Origin of the sequence: Antarctobacter heliothermus (assembly GCF_002237555.1) — a bacterium.
GTDB classification, from domain to species: domain Bacteria; phylum Pseudomonadota; class Alphaproteobacteria; order Rhodobacterales; family Rhodobacteraceae; genus Antarctobacter; species Antarctobacter heliothermus_B.
This window is the reverse complement of the sequence record NZ_CP022540.1, coordinates 1,660,651-1,676,741: the sequence shown is the minus strand read 5'-3', so window position 1 is coordinate 1,676,741 and position 16,091 is coordinate 1,660,651. Positions and strand designations below refer to the sequence as shown.

The following is a 16,091-nucleotide window of genomic DNA, read 5'->3' as shown; positions in this document are numbered from 1 at the left end:
AAGCGAGACAACCATGAAACCCATTCGCCTTGTCGCCGGTGTCATGACCGTCGGTTTCTGGACCCTGATGAGCCGGGTTCTGGGCGTCGTGCGCGAAATCCTGATCCTTGGCCTGATCGGTCCGGGGCCGGTGATGGACGCATTTGTCGCCGCCTTTCGCCTGCCCAATATGTTCCGCCGATTTTTCGCCGAAGGCGCGTTCAACGCCGCCTTTGTGCCGCTGTTTTCCAAGAAATATGAAGGCGAAGAGCATCCGATGGTCTTTGCCCGCGATGCCTTTAACGGGCTGGCGACGGTTCTGCTTGGGCTGACGGGATTGGCGATGATCTTTATGCCCGCGCTGGTCTGGGCCACGGCGGGCGGGTTTTACGGCGATGCCCGGTTCGATCTGACCGTGGGCTATGGCCGCATCGTTTTTCCCTACATCCTGCTGATCTCACTCGCGGCGCTGTTTTCCGGCGCGCTGAACACCGCCGGGCATTTCGCCGCCGCCGCTGCCGCGCCGGTCCTGCTCAACATCCTCGTCTGCGCGTCGATGGCCTTGGGCGTGGCACTGGGGGGCGAGGTGATCCAATGGCTGATCTGGACCATTCCTGTGGCAGGCATGGCGCAACTGGCGCTGGTCTGGGTCGCGGCCGAACGGTCCGGCCTGCGCATTCGCCCCGGCCTGCCGCGCTGGACCCCCGATATGAAACGCCTTTTGGTGATCGCCGTGCCAGCGGCCCTTGCGGGTGGCGTTATGCAGATCAACCTGCTGGTCGGCCAGCAGGTCGCCAGCCATTTCGACAAGGCGGTGGGCTGGCTGTATGCCGCTGACCGTCTGTACCAGCTGCCGCTTGGCGTCGTTGGCATCGCTGTCGGCATCGTCCTGCTGCCGGATCTGTCGCGCAGGCTCAAGGCGCAGGATGACACCGGCGGGCGCGCTGCCTTTTCCCGCGCAGGCGAACTCAGCCTCGCGCTGACGATCCCGTCGTCCGTGGCGCTGATCGTGATCCCGCTGCCGATGGTGGCGGTCCTGTTCGAACGTGGCGCGACCACCGCCATCGACAGCGCCGCCATCGCCACGGCGGTGGCGATCTATGGTCTGGGACTGCCGGCCTTTGTGCTGCAGAAGGTGCTGCAACCGCTCTACTTTGCGCGTGAGGACACCCGCAGCCCGTTCCGCTATGCCGTCTGGGCCATGGTGGTCAACGCCGCCATCGCCATCGGCCTGTCGCCCTTTATCGGCTGGCTGGCCCCCGCCATCGCCACCACGCTGGCGGGCTGGATCATGGTCTGGCAACTGGCACGCGGCGCCCGCAAAATGGGAGAGGTCGCCCGCTTCGACACCCGCTTTCGCAATCGCCTGTGGCGCATCTGCGCCGCCTCGGTCGTGATGGGCGCCGCGCTGTGGGGCCTGAACGTCTTGCTCGCCCCATGGCTTGCCATTCCATACCTGCGTTTTGCGGTCCTGTTTGGCCTGATCGTTCTGGGCGCATTGGTCTATGGCATCGCCGGCCAGACATTGGGTGCCTTCCGTCTGTCCGAGGTCAAGGCCATGTTCAAACGGTCCCGCACATGACCACCCGTGCGCTGCTCTCCGCCAAAGACACCGCCGCAGCGCTGGAGCGCCTTGCCGCCACGGCCAAAGGCGAACTGCTGCTGTGCCTGCCGCATCTGTCGCCAACAGCGCCCCTCATCACGTCCGACCTGCGCGACGGCGGGCTAGAGACATGGGGCGATCTGCTGGCGCTGCTGTCGCGCCGTGGCATCGACCTGCGTCTCCTGATCGCCGACACGGACCCGCTGCTGTCGCCTGACAGACACCGCGCGGCGTGGTCCCATGCGTCGGGGTTCGCCGATGTGGTGCAGGGTGAGGCGCAATTGGTCTGCGCCACCCACGGCCAGCGCGCTACAGGCCTACGCGCGCGATCCCTGCGCCGCCGCCTTGCACCCGCACTGGCCGCGCTCCGCGCGGAAGACCCCGCTCGTCTGACCCCGGTACAGCGCGCTTTGCTATCCACGGGACCAATCCCCCGCCCTGCCGACATCTCGCAAAGTTTCGCGGTCGCCGATGGTCTGGGCGCGGTGATCGGCGGGCCGGATCTGGGCACCGATGGCCCTGCCGGTCTTGCCCTTGCGGTGGAGGACGCGGATTTCTGCGGCGCGCTGCGCGGCCAGTTTGCCGATACTTGGGCAGATGCCCACAGCAGCGGCGCCCCCAGCCTGGCCGCACGCATCGCCCCCGTTGCCTGCCCCGCCAGACCGCAAAGCCGCGAAGATTTGCGCCTGCTGCGCACGCTGTCGCGCCCGCAACGGGGTCTTGGCCCGCGTCCTTTTGCCGATGACATAGAGGCGACCCTGTCCCGCTTGCTTGGCTCTGCCCGCCGCCGCGTCCTGATCCGCACCGCTGCCTTTCGCCACGATGGTCTGGCGCAGGCGCTGGCCGAGGCGGCAACCCCTAGCGGCCCCGATGTGACGCTGCTGCTGCCACCCGCGACCACAGGAACATGGGACGATGCCCGCGCCAGTGCCCTGCAGGCCACCAACCTGCACCTGCTACAATCAGCTTTTGGCGACCGGCTAACAATCCACGCCGATCCCACCGCCTGCGAAAGAGCCACGCTGTGCCTGTTTGACGATGTCACGCTGCTAGGCTCAGCGACACTGACCCGCCGCGCCTGCCGCTGGAACACAGAGGCCATGGTGCTGGCCCGTGACCCGGACCTGACACAGGCGCTGCACGCATATGTCAGCGCCGCTCTCACCGGGGGGAAAACGCTGGAGACAGCCACCCCGCGCTATAGCCGTTCGTGGTTACCCGACGACCTGTTCTAGCACGCGCCGATCCCGGCCGCGTCAGCGCCGCCGAATACGCGCCATCACGCCCGCCCGTCCGCCGGGGACCAAAACCACCGTCAGCCCGAACCCGACAATGAAACCCGCAATATCCGCGATCCAGTCGTTGGTGCCGCCAAAGAAAACGCCAAAGATCAGTTGAACCGCCAACAGCATCCCGATCAGCGAAAAGGCTCGGTACTGGTTCGCGCCCGCCGTCCCCAACCGCATCCACAGCAAAAAGGTGAACCCGCCGATCAACCCGTAGACCGACGGAAACGCCCCGATCAGCCACGGATCATCGCTTATCAACCCAAAGGCCACGGCGCCCATGATACCGGACAGGAAAAAGATCGTCACAAAGGCCAGCGCCCCCAGCACCTCGGAGACGATCTTGCCCATGGCCAGCAGGATCACCATGGCAAACAGTCCATGGCTGAAACTGGCATGCAGGAACAAGTAACTGACAAATCGCACCATCAGCTCTGGCGGGGTCTGCCCGGTCTCCAGCATCCAGTCAAAGGCGCGCCCTGAAAACCCGTAGGATTCGATCATACTGGACCGCCAGCCAACCGCCGCCGGACCGCCGATAATCCCCTGCCCGCCCAGCCAGATCACCAGCTCTATCCCCGCAAGCACAAGGAACAGCGCAACCACCACCGGTGGCAGCGGGTTGATCGGGGCTTCGTTGTGGGGATGGGTCATGGTCTGCCTCTTCCTTGACGGTCCTCAGCCGCATGGGTAAGCCAGCCGCGCAGCAATATCCACACCCTTCGGGAGTTCCCATGTCAGACGGCCAGCCCAACTCCGCCTTCACCCCGCGCGTTTTCTCTGGCATCCAGCCCTCCGGCGGGCTGACGCTGGGCAATTACCTTGGCGCGCTGAAACGTTTTGCCGACAGCCAGGATCAAGGCGTCCAGTCGGTCTTTTGCATGGTCGACATGCACGCGATCACGGTGTGGCAAGACCCAGAGGCACTGCGCCGCCAGACGCGGGAACTGACCGCCGGGTTCATCGCCTCGGGTGTCGATCCGGAGAAATCCATCCTCTTCAACCAGAGCCAGGTGGCCGAGCACGCGCAACTGGCATGGATCTTCAACTGTGTCGCCCGAATGGGCTGGATGCAGCGGATGACCCAGTGGAAGGACAAGGCCGGCAAGAACACGCAGAACGCCTCGCTGGGACTGCTCGCCTATCCCGCGCTGATGGCCGCCGATATCCTCGTGTACCACGCCACCCATGTGCCGGTGGGCGAGGATCAGAAACAGCACCTTGAACTGACCCGCGACATCGCGATCAAGTTCAACAACGACTACGGCGTCGATTTCTTTCCGGTGACAGAGCCGGTGATCGAGGGTGCGGCCACGCGCGTCATGTCGCTGCGCGACGGGTCCAAGAAGATGTCGAAATCCGATCCCTCGGACATGAGCCGCATCAACCTGACCGATGATGCGGACACCATCGCGCAAAAGATCCGCAAGGCGCGGACCGACCCGGAACCGCTGCCCGACAACGCCGAGGGTCTGGCTGAACGCCCCGAGGCGCGTAATCTGGTAAACATCTACGCCGCTCTTGCGGATCTGACCGTCGATCAGGTCATTGCAGAACACGCCGGCCAGCAATTTGGCACCTTCAAGCCCGCACTGGCCGATCTGGCGGTTGCCAAGCTGGAGCCGATTTCGACCGAGATGAAGCGTCTGACCGCCGATCCGGCAGAGATCGACGCCATCCTGCGCCGCGGGTCAGAGCGCGCACGCGAAATCGCCTCCCCGATCCTGGCGAAGACCTATGAGATTGTCGGCATGGTGCGCTGAGGGTTCAATGTCTGCGCGTGTTGCACTGCCGGACCGGGGCTCTGCCCCGGACCCCGGGGTATTTGTACAGAGAAGAAGCCAGGGCCTTGCGCAGTCCCTCTCTCGTCCGGCCAATCCCTAACGGATCGTAAAAACGCCTCTGTAAGCCATTGATTTTTCTGACACTGGTGCGTGTCCACGCGTGGACACCCTCAACGTCCGGCCGCGATCCTCGCCGCCAGCCGCAAGGCATGGGCCGGCTCCGTCGCCGCCACCGGCAGCACCGGATCATAAGCCGCCCGGATCACATCGGCGATGTCCGGGCGCAGGATCACCTGCCCGCCCCCGACCTGCGCCAGCGCCGACCGGTCAGCAAAGGCCGTGTCTGACCACAGCAGGATCGACTGCACCACCTGCCCCAACGCCAGCGTTTCTGCGGGCAGTTTGGCCAGTTCCGCATCCATCCGAAGGAAAACAAAGCAGGCCTTGATCCCGCCATCCGCTTCGAAACGGAACACCCGGTACTGGTTCGCGTTCGCCGCCTCCAGCCGGTCCACCATCGTTTCCAAGCCATCGATCATCCGACCGAGGTCCGGCACATCGAGAAGCTCTGCCCAATCGCGGCAGAAGAATACCATGACGTTGGCGCCCAGTTCCGGATCCGTTTCGGCCATCTGATGCCCCGCCAGCACGCAAACAGCCTCAAACGCGCCTTTGATCACCTGCAGTGTGGTCTCTTCGACGCCAAAGACGATCGGCGACAGGGGACGGCCCCAGCGCGCGCAGAGATAGCTGCCATCCGACCGCGTGAACAGTTTTTCAATGTCCTCTGGGGTCAGGTCTTGTGCCATGCTGCTTCTTCTCACGTCAAATGCTCAAATCCCGCCGCCCGACGGTCAGTTGTCGAACAGAGTGCTCTGTCCCGGCGGCACGGGCGCGGCAAGTCCAAGGTGCGTCCACGCCTTTTGCGCCAGCATCCGCCCGCGCGGGGTACGGCTGATCAGCCCCTGCTGCAAGAGGTAGGGTTCCACCACCTCCTCAAGCGCATCGCGGCTTTCGGACAGGGCGGCGGAGAGGGTTTCGATGCCCACAGGACCGCCGCCATAGTTCTCGGCCACCAGCGTCAGATAGCGCCGGTCCGCACCGTCGAGGCCAAGGTTGTCGACCCCTAGCCGCGTCAGCGCATTGTCGGCCAGCGCGCGGCTGACCACGCCGCCACCCTCAACGATGGCGAAATCCACCACGCGGCGCAGCAGGCGCCCCGCGATGCGGGGCGTTCCGCGTGACCGCCGTGCAATCTCTAGCGCGCCGTCGCCTTCCATCCGCACGCCCAGCTTGACCGCGTTTCCGGACACGATCGTCTCAAGTTCCGGGATGGTGTAGAAATTCAGCCGTGTCGGAATGCCGAAACGGTCGCGCAAGGGGGTCGTCAGCAGGCCCAGCCGCGTCGTCGCACCGACCAGTGTGAAAGGCTGCAATTCAATCCGAACTGTTCGCGCCGCCGGTCCCTCGCCGATCACGAGGTCGAGCTCATAATCCTCCATCGCCGGATAGAGCACTTCCTCGACGGCGGCGTTCAGACGGTGGATTTCGTCGATGAACAACACGTCGTTGCGTTCGAGGTTGGTCAGGATTGCCGCCAGATCGCCGGCCTTGGCCAGCACCGGACCAGAGGTCATGCGAAAGCCGACGCCCAGTTCGCGCGCCATGATCTGCGCCAGCGTCGTTTTGCCCAGACCGGGGGGACCGTGGAACAGCGTGTGGTCCATCGCCTCGCCCCTTTGGCGCGCACTTTGGATAAAGACGCGCAGGTTCGCGCGGGCCTCTGCCTGCCCGATGAAATCGCCCAGCATCTGCGGACGCAGGGCGCGGTCGCGGTCCTCTGGCAGCGGGTCGGGCCGCAGGGTGGGGTCCGGGTCGGTCATGCGTTCAACCCGAATTGACGCGTATGCAGACGCTCCATCCATGTATGTTCGATTGCGATGATATCTTCCGGGGGCATATCCGGGGAAACTCTCTCGAGGATTGAGAACCTAAAAAAGGATGTGTCACGTCGCTCCAGCTCGACTGTGACACCCACCTCTCCGGCACAATGTTGCTGCCAGCGCCCCAGAATATTCTCCGCTCCGTAAGCACTACCGACATAGCGAGCGCCATCGCTTTCGTCGACGATCAGGTAAATCCCTCTCCACTCGCGCAGCCTCGTCGCCCAAGCGTTAGGCAGAAACCGTACATCTTCTGTTTTCAAGCACAGCTTGCGCCACCCAGGAAATGGTGGCGAATACCTGGAGGCTCTCTCAATCGAGATGACTTCCGCGTCTAGGTTTTCAGCCAACCGCACATAGGCGCGCCCCTCCGGTGTTCGGATTCGCAGACGGCCCGCCAAATCAGCCATCTCAGGCAACAACTTCACGTCAAACCATGGCTGACTCTCATTATCGGCTTCCCGCCACAGGTCCATACCATAGTCCCTGTGAAGGGCCAGAACACTAGGGTCCAAATTAATCTCCGCGCTCGGTCGCTGGCCAACAAACTCCGCGGCATAAAAGCCGACAAACACCATTTCACCCGGTTCCGTTTCCGCAAAAGACAGCATTTTTGCCCGCCTACGCAGTGTCGCCGTCGCGGTCTTGCTGTGAAACGACTGATACGCCTCAAAAATTTCGCGGCGATTTTGTATGATATGGGCCATTGCGCCACGCAACCCCGGCTCTGATGGACGATGAAGGACGACAGCAGTTTCATGCGTTTGAATGCCCCTCGCCATGAGGATTTCGGCCAATCGCATCCCTTACCCCTTTGGCGCCAGCAGCTTCAGCGCCGCGCGGATCAGTCCCGCGGTGTCTGCCTCAGGCGCGGCACCAGCGGCCTCTGCCACGGCTCCTGCGGCCTCTGAAGGGGCATAGCCAAGGTTGCCCAATGCCGACAGCGCCTCTGCCTGCGCGTTGGCGGCGCGTGGTGGAGCGGGGGTAGCGGCGGGCGCGGTTTCGATCACATCGACCGGCGTCACAGAATCAGAGCCCTGCGTCTCTGCCGTGCCCATGGCCATGACCATCGGCGCCTTGTCTTTCAACTCCATGACCACGCGTTGCGCCGTCTTGGGGCCAATGCCACGCGCCGCCTTGATCGCTGACCAGTCGCCCAATGCCAGCGCGCGGCTGACCCCGTCCGGCCCCAGCGTGCCGAGGATCGCCAGTGCCGCCTTGGCCCCAACGCCCTGCACCGACAGCAGCAGGCGAAACCATTCCTTTTCAACCAACGTCGGAAAGCCGAAAAGCTGTAACAGATCCTCACGCACCAGCAGATCGGTGAACAGCGCCGCCGCCTCGCCTGCGCCGGGCAGGCCCGCGCGCACCCGGTCGCTGCAATAGACGACATAGCCGACGCCCTGAACGTCGATCAGCACATGATCCTCACCGTGATAGATGATCCGCCCTGCAATGCGCCCGATCATGCCCGCACCTTCATCCGTCGCGTCCCCATGTGATGCGCGTGGCAGATCGCAATCGCCAGCGCGTCTGCCGCATCCGGCCCTGCCGGATTGGCACCGGGCAATTGCAGATTGACCATATGTTCGACCTGATGTTTTTCAGCGTGGCCGACACCCACAACTGTCTTCTTGACAGAGTTCGGCGCATATTCTCCGATGGTCAGCCCAAACTGAGCCGGCACCAGCAAGGCAATCGCCCGCGCCTGACCCAGTTTCAGCGTCCCGGCCCCGTCGCGGTTCACAAAGGTCTTTTCCACAGCCGCCTCATCGGGGGCCATTTCGCGGAACACTTCTGTCAAAAGAACGTGCAGATTGAGGAGTCGTTCGGCCAATTCCGTACCACCGGGCTTACACAACCCGTTTGCAACGTGCCTGAGTCGGCTGCCGTCTACCTCGATCACACCCCATCCGAGGGTGCGCAGCCCCGGGTCGATGCCCAATATCCGCATGGATGCCTACTGTTGTTGTTTTTCAGACACGGCTAGCACGAAACGCGAACAAAGACCAAGGTTAATGCGCCGAAGACCAATTGCGACACCGCTTACTCCCGGACCGACACGCGCTGCCTGATTGCGTCACGCAAACGTCAGAAACCGACGCCGAAAACGGCGGTTTTTTGCTTGTTTTTCAACAGGGTTAACCTCTGTTTCTGCCATGCAAAAAATGCATGAGACCCATGCAGAAAATGCAGCTTGAACGGGCCGATTGCCCAAACTATGTGCGGTTTCAGAACGAACAACAAACCATATTCGACCAGACTCAAGGAGACCAGAAATGGCCGCAACCGACCTGACCCGCCCGTACGCCGCTTCGGGCTCCGCCGCGCGCATCGGCACTATGTTTACAACTGCCATCGGCACGTTTGCCGCATGGAATGATGCCCGCCTGACCCGCAACAGCCTGTCTGCCCTGACCGATCGTGAACTTGACGATATCGGCCTGCACCGCGGCGACATCGACAGCGTTGCTGGACGCTACTGATCTTTAGACTTGGATGGAACGGGTGGGATGACCCGGTCCATACGGTTGCCACTCACGGCAAGGCAAACGGCCACGCTTCGCAAGAAGCGTGGCCGTTTCGCATTCTGGACAATGGGTTTTAACCAATGGGTTTTAACCAATGGGTTTTAACCAATGGGTTTTAACCAATGGGTTTTAACCAATGGGTTTTAACCAATGGGTTTTAACCAATGGGTTTTAACCAATGGGCCTTAGCCGACCCGCGGCGAGATGAACCCCGCCACCGCACGGGTCACGGGATCTGCCTGCATCACCCAGGCCCCGGCCTTTTCATACAAGGCCCCCTGCGACAGGGTCGCGACACTGCTAAGGTATTGCGTCTCACCCAACCAGGCATAGGCCAGTATCTTGAACGCCATGACGACCAGAGCCAATCGCAGAACAAGGCGCAGGCCAATCCCGCTGAAATGCCGGTCCGGCACCTGTTCGATGACCCCGTTGCGATTCATCCGGGTCACATAGCCCTTGGACATGCGGATGTGTTTGCGCCGCAGCGCCTGCTCACGCTTGTGAAAACTTTGTTGGGCCTGATCCATGGCAGCCTCACTTGAAATCGGCCCCCACCGATTAAGACAAGTTTTAGCCAAACTTTACGGCAAGAATGAGGCAATTCAGTTCAAATTTGTTCTGAATAGAGACATTAACCCTTTGTTTACTGGCTCCGCTGGAGGGTAAGCGTCACCCATTCGCCAATCGTATCGCGGCGCAATTGCGGCATCCCTTGGGCTGTATAAACCTCGACGACCTCATCCGCCTGCCAGGTCAGAATGCCGGACAGGATCGCATAGCCGCCGGGGGCGATGTGGCTGGCCATGTCCGGGGCAAGGTCGATCAACGGCTGTTTCAGAATATTGGCAAAGACCAGATCATACGGCGCGCGCGCATGCAGTTCCGGGTTCTCGAACCCGGCGGCCACAACGCAGGTTACCTTGTCGGACAGGTTGTTGGCGCGCACGTTGGCCTCTGCCACCTCGACGGCGACTTCATCAATGTCGGAGGCAATGATCATGTCGGGCCAGAGGCACGCGGCCCCCATCGCCAGAACCGCCGTGCCGCAGCCGATGTCAGCGACATGTTTGCCGATGAACCCCTCAGTTGCCAGACGATCAAGCGCCTCAAGACAGCCCTGCGTGGTGCCGTGGTGCCCGGTGCCAAAGGCCATCGCGGCCTCAATCAGCAGAGGCACAGCGCTATCGGGGATCTTGTCCGCGTCGTGGCTGCCATAGACGAAAAAACGTCCCGCTTCGACCGGGGTCAGTTCGCGCCGCACCTTGTCGACCCAATCGGTGTCCGGCACCTTGGAGACAACAAAGGGTTTGGCCCCATAGGCCGCCGCCAGCAGCGCTAGCGCCACCTCGTCCGGTGCCTCGGTGAAATAGCCGCCCACCTCGGACATGCCAGAGCCGTCCTCGATCTCAAAGACACCAACGCCCATGGGCTCCGGGTCCATCTCCTCGATTGCGAGGCCCAGCGCCTCGGCCTGCTCCTTGTCGGAAAGTGTGGTGAAGGCGGTCCATGTCTTGGGCATGTCGAGGAGTCCATTCCGGGGGAAAACGCCCTCGCTGTTGCACGAATGCCCGTCCACCGCAAGCCGCCGCACCCCAGGTGTGAAACCGATGTTAGGGCGTGGTATCGTCAATGCACGTTTCGAGATGACGCCATGCCCGCAGCCCTGCTTGTCCTGTTCTACCTCGGTCTGACCTGCGCGCCGCTTGTCTTGGCCGCAGTGCAGGGCCATGCGCCGCGCCCCTTGCGCGACGAACTGGCCAGTGGCGTGGCGCTGGCCGGGTTGGCCATCCTGTTGGTGGAATTTGTCCTGTCGGGGCGGTTCCGGGTAATCTCGGGGCGGATCGGCATGGACGTCACCATGCGCCTGCATCAGCTGCTGGCCCGCGCCGCCACCGTGATGATCCTGCTGCACCCCTATCTGTATGCCGGTCCGCAAAGCTTGAGCGGCGGGTTGACGCCGCCTGGGTCTGCCGCACTCAACTACGATTGGTCGGGGCTATGGCCGGGAATCGTTGCGTGGCTTTTGCTGGGGGCACTGATGGTCATAGCGCTGGGGCGCGACGGACTGTTCCGACATGAACACTGGCGCGCGATGCATGGGCTGATGGCGCTAGGTGTGGCCGGGCTTGGCGTGCTGCACGCCACTCGCGCGGGTCGGTACAGCGCCGATCCGACGCTGGCCGTGCTATGGTGGGCGCTGTTTGCGGTGGCCGTCTTTTCGCTGCTCTGGGTCTATGTGATCAAACCGGCCATGAAGGCGCGCTGCCCCTGGACGGTCAGCGCCGTTGCCCGCGTGGCTGACCGTACTTGGGAACTGCGCCTGCGCCCCGAAGGCCACACAGGGCTGCGCTACCAACCCGGTCATTTCGCCTGGATCAGTGTTGGCAGACCTGCCGTATCGCTGGATGAAAATCCGTTCTCCATCGCCTCTGCCCCGGCGGAAGACCCGGACCTGCGCTTTGTCATCAAGGAACTGGGCGATTTCACCAACCGAATTGGAGGGATCCGGCCCGGCACCCGTGCCTATGTCGATGCGCCTTTTGGGTCACTGACGCTGGACCGGCATCGGGACGCTGCGGGTGTTGCGCTGATCGCGGGGGGCGTCGGCATCGCCCCGATGCTGTCGCACCTGCGCCAACTGGATGCCGACGCGGACCCGCGCCCGCGTCTGTTGCTCTACGCCAACCGGACCATCGACCAGATCGTCTGCGACGCGGAATTGAAAGCGCGCGCCACGGACGGGCCGCTGCGGGTGGTCCATGTCCTGTCAGAACCGCCTGAAAACTGGACGGGCGAGACCGGCTTTGTCACCGCGGAAATGATCCGACGCCATTTCGATCAAGACGCACTGCGCACTTGGGTCTTTGTCCTCTGCGGTCCCCCTCCCATGCTGCACGCGGTTGAACAGGTCCTGACGGACCTTGGCGTCCCCCCAAAAAACATCCTTCTGGAGCAGTTCAGCTATGACTAGCCGTGGCCGCATCTTGCGCGTGTTCTGGGTGCTGACCGCCGTGATCGCGCTAGCGATCCTGGTCTTCGCCCTGCGCGGTGCGGTCTAGCGCCGCCGCCAGCGATTGGGATCGCGCCATGCGCGCCGCTCCCGCAGGTTGACCTTTGGCAGCGGGCCGTCGCCAATTGTCCGGACATAACGCCAGCCCAATCCCCCGGCCACAATGCCCATGACCGCGCCAACCAGCGCCTGCGCATAAACCACGCCCTCTGCCGCATAACCCGCCGTCAACCAGACTGCGGCAGGCCACAACAACAGCCCATCGCGCAGCCAACTGAGGACAGAGGCCCACAGCGGCCGACCCAGCGTATTGACCGCAGCATTGGACACGAACAGCAGCCCGCCAAGGGTAAAGGACAACGCGCCGATCTGGGTAAAGGCGCGCAGCACCGTGGCCCCCTCTGCCGTCAGCCCGAAGCCCTTGGCAATCGTCCCCGTCAGCGCCATCAAGATCAGCCAGACGACGCCCGCGTAGCAGACGCAAAACAGCGCCGCGTCCCGATAGGTCTGGCGCAAGCGGTCGAACTGCCGCGCGCCAAAGTTCTGGCCAAAGATGCCGCCAATCGCCCCCGCAAGTGAGAACAGCCCGCCAAAGGCCACCACCGTCAGGCGGTTGATCACCGCCCAGGCCGCAACCGCGTTGTCGCCATAGGCCGCGATAAAGCCGGTCAACAGGAAGTTCCCGAAAGGCGTGGCCATTTGCGTCACGATGGCAGGCACCGCCACCCGCAGCAACGCGGGCGCGTGGCGCACCAACAGGACCAGCGAGGGCCGCGCCAGCAGCCCGTGTCGAAACCCCGCGTACCAGATCGCCAACCCGGCCATAATGCCGCGAAAGATCCAGACACTGAGCGCGGCACCATCCAGCCCCATCTCCAGCACATAGATAAGCACCGGGTCGACGCCCAGCATGATAATCCCGCCGCCCATGGTGACCATCATCGCCTGCCGCGCCAGCCCGTCGGCACGCAGCACAGCACTGCCACACAGGCCCACGGCCATGATCGCCAGCGACGGCATCGACAGCGCCACATAGCGCGCGGCCAGATCCAGCACCTCGCCACTGGCACCAACGTTGCCCAGAAAATCGCGCCGGAACGCAACCACCGTGCCCGCCGTGACGGCCTGTACCAGAAAGGTCAGCAGCATCCCCGCCGCGCCCTGTTCGCGCGCCAACGCCCGTTCACCGCGCCCGATACTGCGCGATACCAGTGCCGTGGTGCCAACCATCAGCCCGACGCCGATGGAGACGGTAAAGAACTGGATGGCAAAGGCATAGCCGATGGCCGCCATCAGGATCGGCTGCCCCAGTTGCGACACCCAGAACAGGTTCGCCGCATCGACGATAAACACAAAGGTAATCCCGGCCGCCCCGGTCAGGGTCATGCGGACCACATGGCCCAGCGTGGACCCGGTCAGAAACCGCCCGTCCGTCTGCGTGGGGCCTGCTGCCATACCTACTCGGCCGGGGCCGCCATGACCCCGCCAAAAACTGTTTCATTGCCCGGTTCCGGGTGGCGCGGGATCATCATCGCAAGCGCCAGACTGACCAGCGCCATACCAGCGGCAAGACCGAACACTGCCCCGGGTGAGATCAGCCAGAGGTAGCCCAGCAAAAACGGCAGAAAGACCGCCGCGATATGGTTGATGGTAAAGGCCACGGCGGCGGTGGGGGCGATATCCCCCGGATCGGCGATCTTCTGGAAGTAGGTTTTCAGCGCCAGCGCCATGGCGAAAAACAGGTGGTCGATCACATACAGCGTGGCGGCAAGGATCACGCCCCATCCAAACCAGTAGATCCCGCCATACAGCAGGAACACCACAGTCAGGCCGACGTATTCAAAAATCAGCGTGTTGCGTTCCCCGAACTTGAACACCGCGCGGCCAAAGACCGGGCCGATCACCATGTTGGCGACAAGGTTGATCAGATACAGCGCCGTGACCTCATGCACTTCGAACCCGAACCGCTCGACCATCATGAACCCGGCAAAGACGACAAAGATCTGCCGCCGCGCGCCCGACATGAACTGCAGCGCGTAATACAGCCAGTACCGGCGGCGCAGGATGAACTTTTTGACCTGCGGGTTGGGGCTTTCGAATTGCGGATAGGCCAGCGCGCAGAATGCGACAATGACCAGCGTCAGCCCACCCGACACCATGTAGACGAAATTATAGGACAGCTCCCAAGCCTGCCATGTCAGCACGATGGCACCATAGGCGATCAGCGTGGCCGCAGAGCCGGCGGCAATCAGCCAGCCCAGCATCTGCGGCGCGCGATCCTTGGGCAGCCATTGCAATTGCAGGCTCTGGTTCACCGTCTCGTAGTAGTGAAAACCGATGGAACTGAGCAGGGTGATGAACAGCAGCCCGCCCATGCTGGGAAACATCGCAGTCAGCGCCGTAGCCACGGCCAACAGCGCCAATGACACCAACGCCAGCACCTGTTCGCGCATCACCAACAGCACGGCGATCACGCCGATGGCCAAAAAGCCGGGAATCTCGCGCACCGTGTGCAGTACGCCGATGTCCTTGCCATCGAAATTCGCAGCTTCGATAACAAAGTTGTTGAGCAGCGCCGACCAAGTGGCGAACGACAGCGGCATTGCGATCGCCATAAGCGTCAACAAGGCTGCGGGACGCCGCCACAGTGGTAACTGGTGCGCGTCATTCAGGGAAACAGGAGCCATAATTTCGCATTACGCCCAAATCTCAGGGTTGGCGAGACCCGCCTACTCCGCATCAGCGCACAGAACAGGGGCCGTTGCCGCAATCGTCGTTGTCTAGGCAACGTCCGTTCTACTCCGTTCCGCCCCATGATCTGCATCAAGGCAAGGCAAAGCCCCTTTGGTGCATCACGCTGCGCAACACGCGCAAGGAGCAGCTGTGATGGATATCGTTCCCCTGATCGACCGCATCGGTGAGAACCCGACCTCGGCGCTGTTTGGTCTGATCACCGGAGTGATCTTTGGCGTCGCGGCACAACGCTCGCGCTTTTGCCTGCGCGCGGCCACGGTCGAATTCGCGCGCGGCATGATGCGGGACAAGGTGGCGGTCTGGTTGCTGACCTTCTCCACCGCCGTGGTCTGGGTGCAGGGCGCGCAACTGCTGGGCCTTCTCGACACATCCGACGCCCGCATGATGGCGGTGCCGGGCAGTTGGTCCGGTGCGATCATTGGCGGGCTGCTGTTTGGCGCGGGCATGGTGCTGGCGCGCGGCTGTTCGGGCCGCCTGCTGGTGCTGGCGGCGACGGGAAACCTGCGGTCTGTCGTGTCCGGACTGATCTTTGCGGTGGTGGCGCAGATGTCGCTGACCGGCTGGCTGTCACCCGTTCGGGACAAGCTGGCGGCGCTTTGGATCACCGGCGGCGGGCGCAACATGGACCTGCTGGCCGCCGCCCACCTGCCCCGAGTGGCCGGGCTGGTGATCGGCCTCATGATCGCCCTTCTGGCACTGGAACTCAGCCGCCGTAACCGGATCGGATTTGCGCGCCTTGTCTTTGCCTCAGGCGTCGGGTTTGCCGCCGCCGTGGGCTATGGCCTGACCTATGCCCTCAGTCAGGTCGCGTTTGGGCCGGTGCAGATCGAAAGCCTGACCTTTACCGGACCCTCGGCCAATACGCTGATGTTCTTCCTCGACCGCAATTCGGTACTGGAGTTCGACATCGGATTGGTGCCGGGGGTGGTGCTGGGGTCGTTCCTTGCCGCCGCCGCAACCCGCGAGTTGAAGTTTCAGGGCTTTGAAGGGCCAACACCGATGCGCAACGCCATGATCGGCGCGGTGCTGATGGGCTTTGGCGGGATGCTGGCAGGCGGTTGCGCCATCGGCGCGGGCGTCTCTGGCGGGTCGATCTTTGCGGGCACCGCATGGCTGGCGCTGTTCTGCATGTGGATCGGCGGGATGAGCATGGACGCCATTCTGGGTGGGCGGGGACAACCCGCCCACATCTGAGCGC

General features: G+C 63.1%; 16 protein-coding genes. 6 read left to right on the top strand and 10 right to left on the bottom strand.

Going from position 1 to position 16,091, the window contains the following annotated elements; all coding sequences use genetic code 11:
- The first annotated feature begins 13 nt into the window (after window positions 1-13).
- Window positions 14-1,561, top strand: coding sequence for a murein biosynthesis integral membrane protein MurJ (murJ, locus tag ANTHELSMS3_RS07940; RefSeq protein WP_094034401.1), 1,548 nt, complete (start codon window positions 14-16; stop codon window positions 1,559-1,561).
- The gene (locus ANTHELSMS3_RS07935; protein ID WP_094034400.1) at window positions 1,558-2,817 is read left to right on the top strand and encodes a phospholipase D-like domain-containing protein; all 1,260 of its coding nucleotides are present in this window, start codon (window positions 1,558-1,560) and stop codon (window positions 2,815-2,817) included. The genes murJ and ANTHELSMS3_RS07935 overlap by 4 nt, the downstream gene beginning before the upstream one ends.
- 21 nt (window positions 2,818-2,838) lie before the next feature.
- Here the strand turns inward: ANTHELSMS3_RS07935 and ANTHELSMS3_RS07930 are convergent, their stop codons facing one another.
- Window positions 2,839-3,522, bottom strand: a complete 684-nt coding sequence (locus ANTHELSMS3_RS07930) for a rhomboid family intramembrane serine protease (protein WP_094034399.1) — start codon at window positions 3,520-3,522, stop codon at window positions 2,839-2,841.
- A gap of 80 nt (window positions 3,523-3,602) precedes the next feature.
- On the opposite strand from ANTHELSMS3_RS07930, the gene trpS reads away from it, so the two are divergent.
- Complete coding sequence (trpS, locus tag ANTHELSMS3_RS07925) at window positions 3,603-4,631, top strand: tryptophan--tRNA ligase (RefSeq protein WP_094034398.1); 1,029 nt, start codon at window positions 3,603-3,605, stop codon at window positions 4,629-4,631.
- Window positions 4,632-4,822: 191 nt separating this feature from the next.
- Here trpS and ANTHELSMS3_RS07920 read toward each other — a convergent pair whose 3' ends face one another.
- From ANTHELSMS3_RS07920 to ruvC, 5 genes are read right to left on the bottom strand one after another with little or no spacing between them, the layout of a single operon-like run.
- Window positions 4,823-5,449, bottom strand: coding sequence for a hypothetical protein (locus ANTHELSMS3_RS07920; protein ID WP_094036999.1), 627 nt, complete (start codon window positions 5,447-5,449; stop codon window positions 4,823-4,825).
- Between the two features lie 57 nt (window positions 5,450-5,506).
- Window positions 5,507-6,535, bottom strand: a complete 1,029-nt coding sequence (ruvB, locus tag ANTHELSMS3_RS07915; protein WP_094034397.1) for a Holliday junction branch migration DNA helicase RuvB — start codon at window positions 6,533-6,535, stop codon at window positions 5,507-5,509.
- Window positions 6,532-7,392, bottom strand: a complete 861-nt coding sequence (locus ANTHELSMS3_RS07910; protein ID WP_157733440.1) for a GIY-YIG nuclease family protein — start codon at window positions 7,390-7,392, stop codon at window positions 6,532-6,534. The genes ruvB and ANTHELSMS3_RS07910 overlap by 4 nt, the downstream gene beginning before the upstream one ends.
- A 9-nt stretch (window positions 7,393-7,401) precedes the next feature.
- Complete coding sequence (gene ruvA, locus ANTHELSMS3_RS07905; RefSeq protein ID WP_094034395.1) at window positions 7,402-8,064, bottom strand: Holliday junction branch migration protein RuvA; 663 nt, start codon at window positions 8,062-8,064, stop codon at window positions 7,402-7,404.
- Window positions 8,061-8,549, bottom strand: coding sequence for a crossover junction endodeoxyribonuclease RuvC (gene ruvC / locus ANTHELSMS3_RS07900; protein WP_094034394.1), 489 nt, complete (start codon window positions 8,547-8,549; stop codon window positions 8,061-8,063). The genes ruvA and ruvC overlap by 4 nt, the downstream gene beginning before the upstream one ends.
- A 325-nt stretch (window positions 8,550-8,874) precedes the next feature.
- Between ruvC and ANTHELSMS3_RS07895 the strand changes: the two genes are divergently transcribed.
- The gene (locus ANTHELSMS3_RS07895; RefSeq protein WP_094034393.1) at window positions 8,875-9,081 is read left to right on the top strand and encodes a DUF1127 domain-containing protein; all 207 of its coding nucleotides are present in this window, start codon (window positions 8,875-8,877) and stop codon (window positions 9,079-9,081) included.
- Window positions 9,082-9,311: 230 nt separating this feature from the next.
- Here the strand turns inward: ANTHELSMS3_RS07895 and ANTHELSMS3_RS07890 are convergent, their stop codons facing one another.
- Window positions 9,312-9,656 carry a hypothetical protein gene (locus ANTHELSMS3_RS07890; protein WP_094034392.1) on the bottom strand — a complete coding sequence of 115 codons (345 nt, stop codon included), beginning with the start codon at window positions 9,654-9,656 and terminating at the stop codon, window positions 9,312-9,314.
- 116 nt (window positions 9,657-9,772) lie between these two features.
- Window positions 9,773-10,648: a 50S ribosomal protein L11 methyltransferase gene (locus tag ANTHELSMS3_RS07885; protein WP_094034391.1), complete on the bottom strand. Its 876-nt coding sequence runs from the start codon at window positions 10,646-10,648 to the stop codon at window positions 9,773-9,775.
- Between the two features lie 132 nt (window positions 10,649-10,780).
- On the opposite strand from ANTHELSMS3_RS07885, the gene ANTHELSMS3_RS07880 reads away from it, so the two are divergent.
- Window positions 10,781-12,100: a ferredoxin reductase family protein gene (locus ANTHELSMS3_RS07880; RefSeq protein ID WP_198319905.1), complete on the top strand. Its 1,320-nt coding sequence runs from the start codon at window positions 10,781-10,783 to the stop codon at window positions 12,098-12,100.
- A gap of 84 nt (window positions 12,101-12,184) precedes the next feature.
- Here the strand turns inward: ANTHELSMS3_RS07880 and ANTHELSMS3_RS07875 are convergent, their stop codons facing one another.
- Together ANTHELSMS3_RS07875 and ANTHELSMS3_RS07870 are read right to left on the bottom strand one after the other, a co-directional pair.
- Window positions 12,185-13,594 carry an MATE family efflux transporter gene (locus ANTHELSMS3_RS07875; RefSeq protein ID WP_254694879.1) on the bottom strand — a complete coding sequence of 470 codons (1,410 nt, stop codon included), beginning with the start codon at window positions 13,592-13,594 and terminating at the stop codon, window positions 12,185-12,187.
- A gap of 2 nt (window positions 13,595-13,596) precedes the next feature.
- Window positions 13,597-14,829, bottom strand: coding sequence for an MFS transporter (locus ANTHELSMS3_RS07870; protein ID WP_094034389.1), 1,233 nt, complete (start codon window positions 14,827-14,829; stop codon window positions 13,597-13,599).
- A gap of 196 nt (window positions 14,830-15,025) precedes the next feature.
- Here ANTHELSMS3_RS07870 and ANTHELSMS3_RS07865 point away from each other — a divergent pair, with 196 nt between their 5' ends.
- Complete coding sequence (locus tag ANTHELSMS3_RS07865) at window positions 15,026-16,087, top strand: YeeE/YedE family protein (RefSeq protein ID WP_094034388.1); 1,062 nt, start codon at window positions 15,026-15,028, stop codon at window positions 16,085-16,087.
- The last annotated feature ends 4 nt before the right edge of the window (window positions 16,088-16,091 follow it).

What these genes read in the sequence shown, in the direction of transcription:
- murJ (WP_094034401.1), top strand. Translation starts at nt 14, where the DNA reads ATGAAACCCATTCGCCTTGTCGCCGGTGTCATGACCGTCGGTTTCTGG.
- ANTHELSMS3_RS07935 (WP_094034400.1), top strand. Translation starts at nt 1,558, where the DNA reads ATGACCACCCGTGCGCTGCTCTCCGCCAAAGACACCGCCGCAGCGCTG.
- ANTHELSMS3_RS07930 (WP_094034399.1), bottom strand. Translation starts at nt 3,522, where the DNA reads ATGACCCATCCCCACAACGAAGCCCCGATCAACCCGCTGCCACCGGTG.
- trpS (WP_094034398.1), top strand. Translation starts at nt 3,603, where the DNA reads ATGTCAGACGGCCAGCCCAACTCCGCCTTCACCCCGCGCGTTTTCTCT.
- ruvB (WP_094034397.1), bottom strand. Translation starts at nt 6,535, where the DNA reads ATGACCGACCCGGACCCCACCCTGCGGCCCGACCCGCTGCCAGAGGAC.
- ruvA (WP_094034395.1), bottom strand. Translation starts at nt 8,064, where the DNA reads ATGATCGGGCGCATTGCAGGGCGGATCATCTATCACGGTGAGGATCAT.
- ruvC (WP_094034394.1), bottom strand. Translation starts at nt 8,549, where the DNA reads ATGCGGATATTGGGCATCGACCCGGGGCTGCGCACCCTCGGATGGGGT.
- ANTHELSMS3_RS07895 (WP_094034393.1), top strand. Translation starts at nt 8,875, where the DNA reads ATGGCCGCAACCGACCTGACCCGCCCGTACGCCGCTTCGGGCTCCGCC.
- ANTHELSMS3_RS07890 (WP_094034392.1), bottom strand. Translation starts at nt 9,656, where the DNA reads ATGGATCAGGCCCAACAAAGTTTTCACAAGCGTGAGCAGGCGCTGCGG.
- ANTHELSMS3_RS07885 (WP_094034391.1), bottom strand. Translation starts at nt 10,648, where the DNA reads ATGCCCAAGACATGGACCGCCTTCACCACACTTTCCGACAAGGAGCAG.
- ANTHELSMS3_RS07880 (WP_198319905.1), top strand. Translation starts at nt 10,781, where the DNA reads ATGCCCGCAGCCCTGCTTGTCCTGTTCTACCTCGGTCTGACCTGCGCG.
- ANTHELSMS3_RS07875 (WP_254694879.1), bottom strand. Translation starts at nt 13,594, where the DNA reads ATGGCAGCAGGCCCCACGCAGACGGACGGGCGGTTTCTGACCGGGTCC.
- ANTHELSMS3_RS07865 (WP_094034388.1), top strand. Translation starts at nt 15,026, where the DNA reads ATGGATATCGTTCCCCTGATCGACCGCATCGGTGAGAACCCGACCTCG.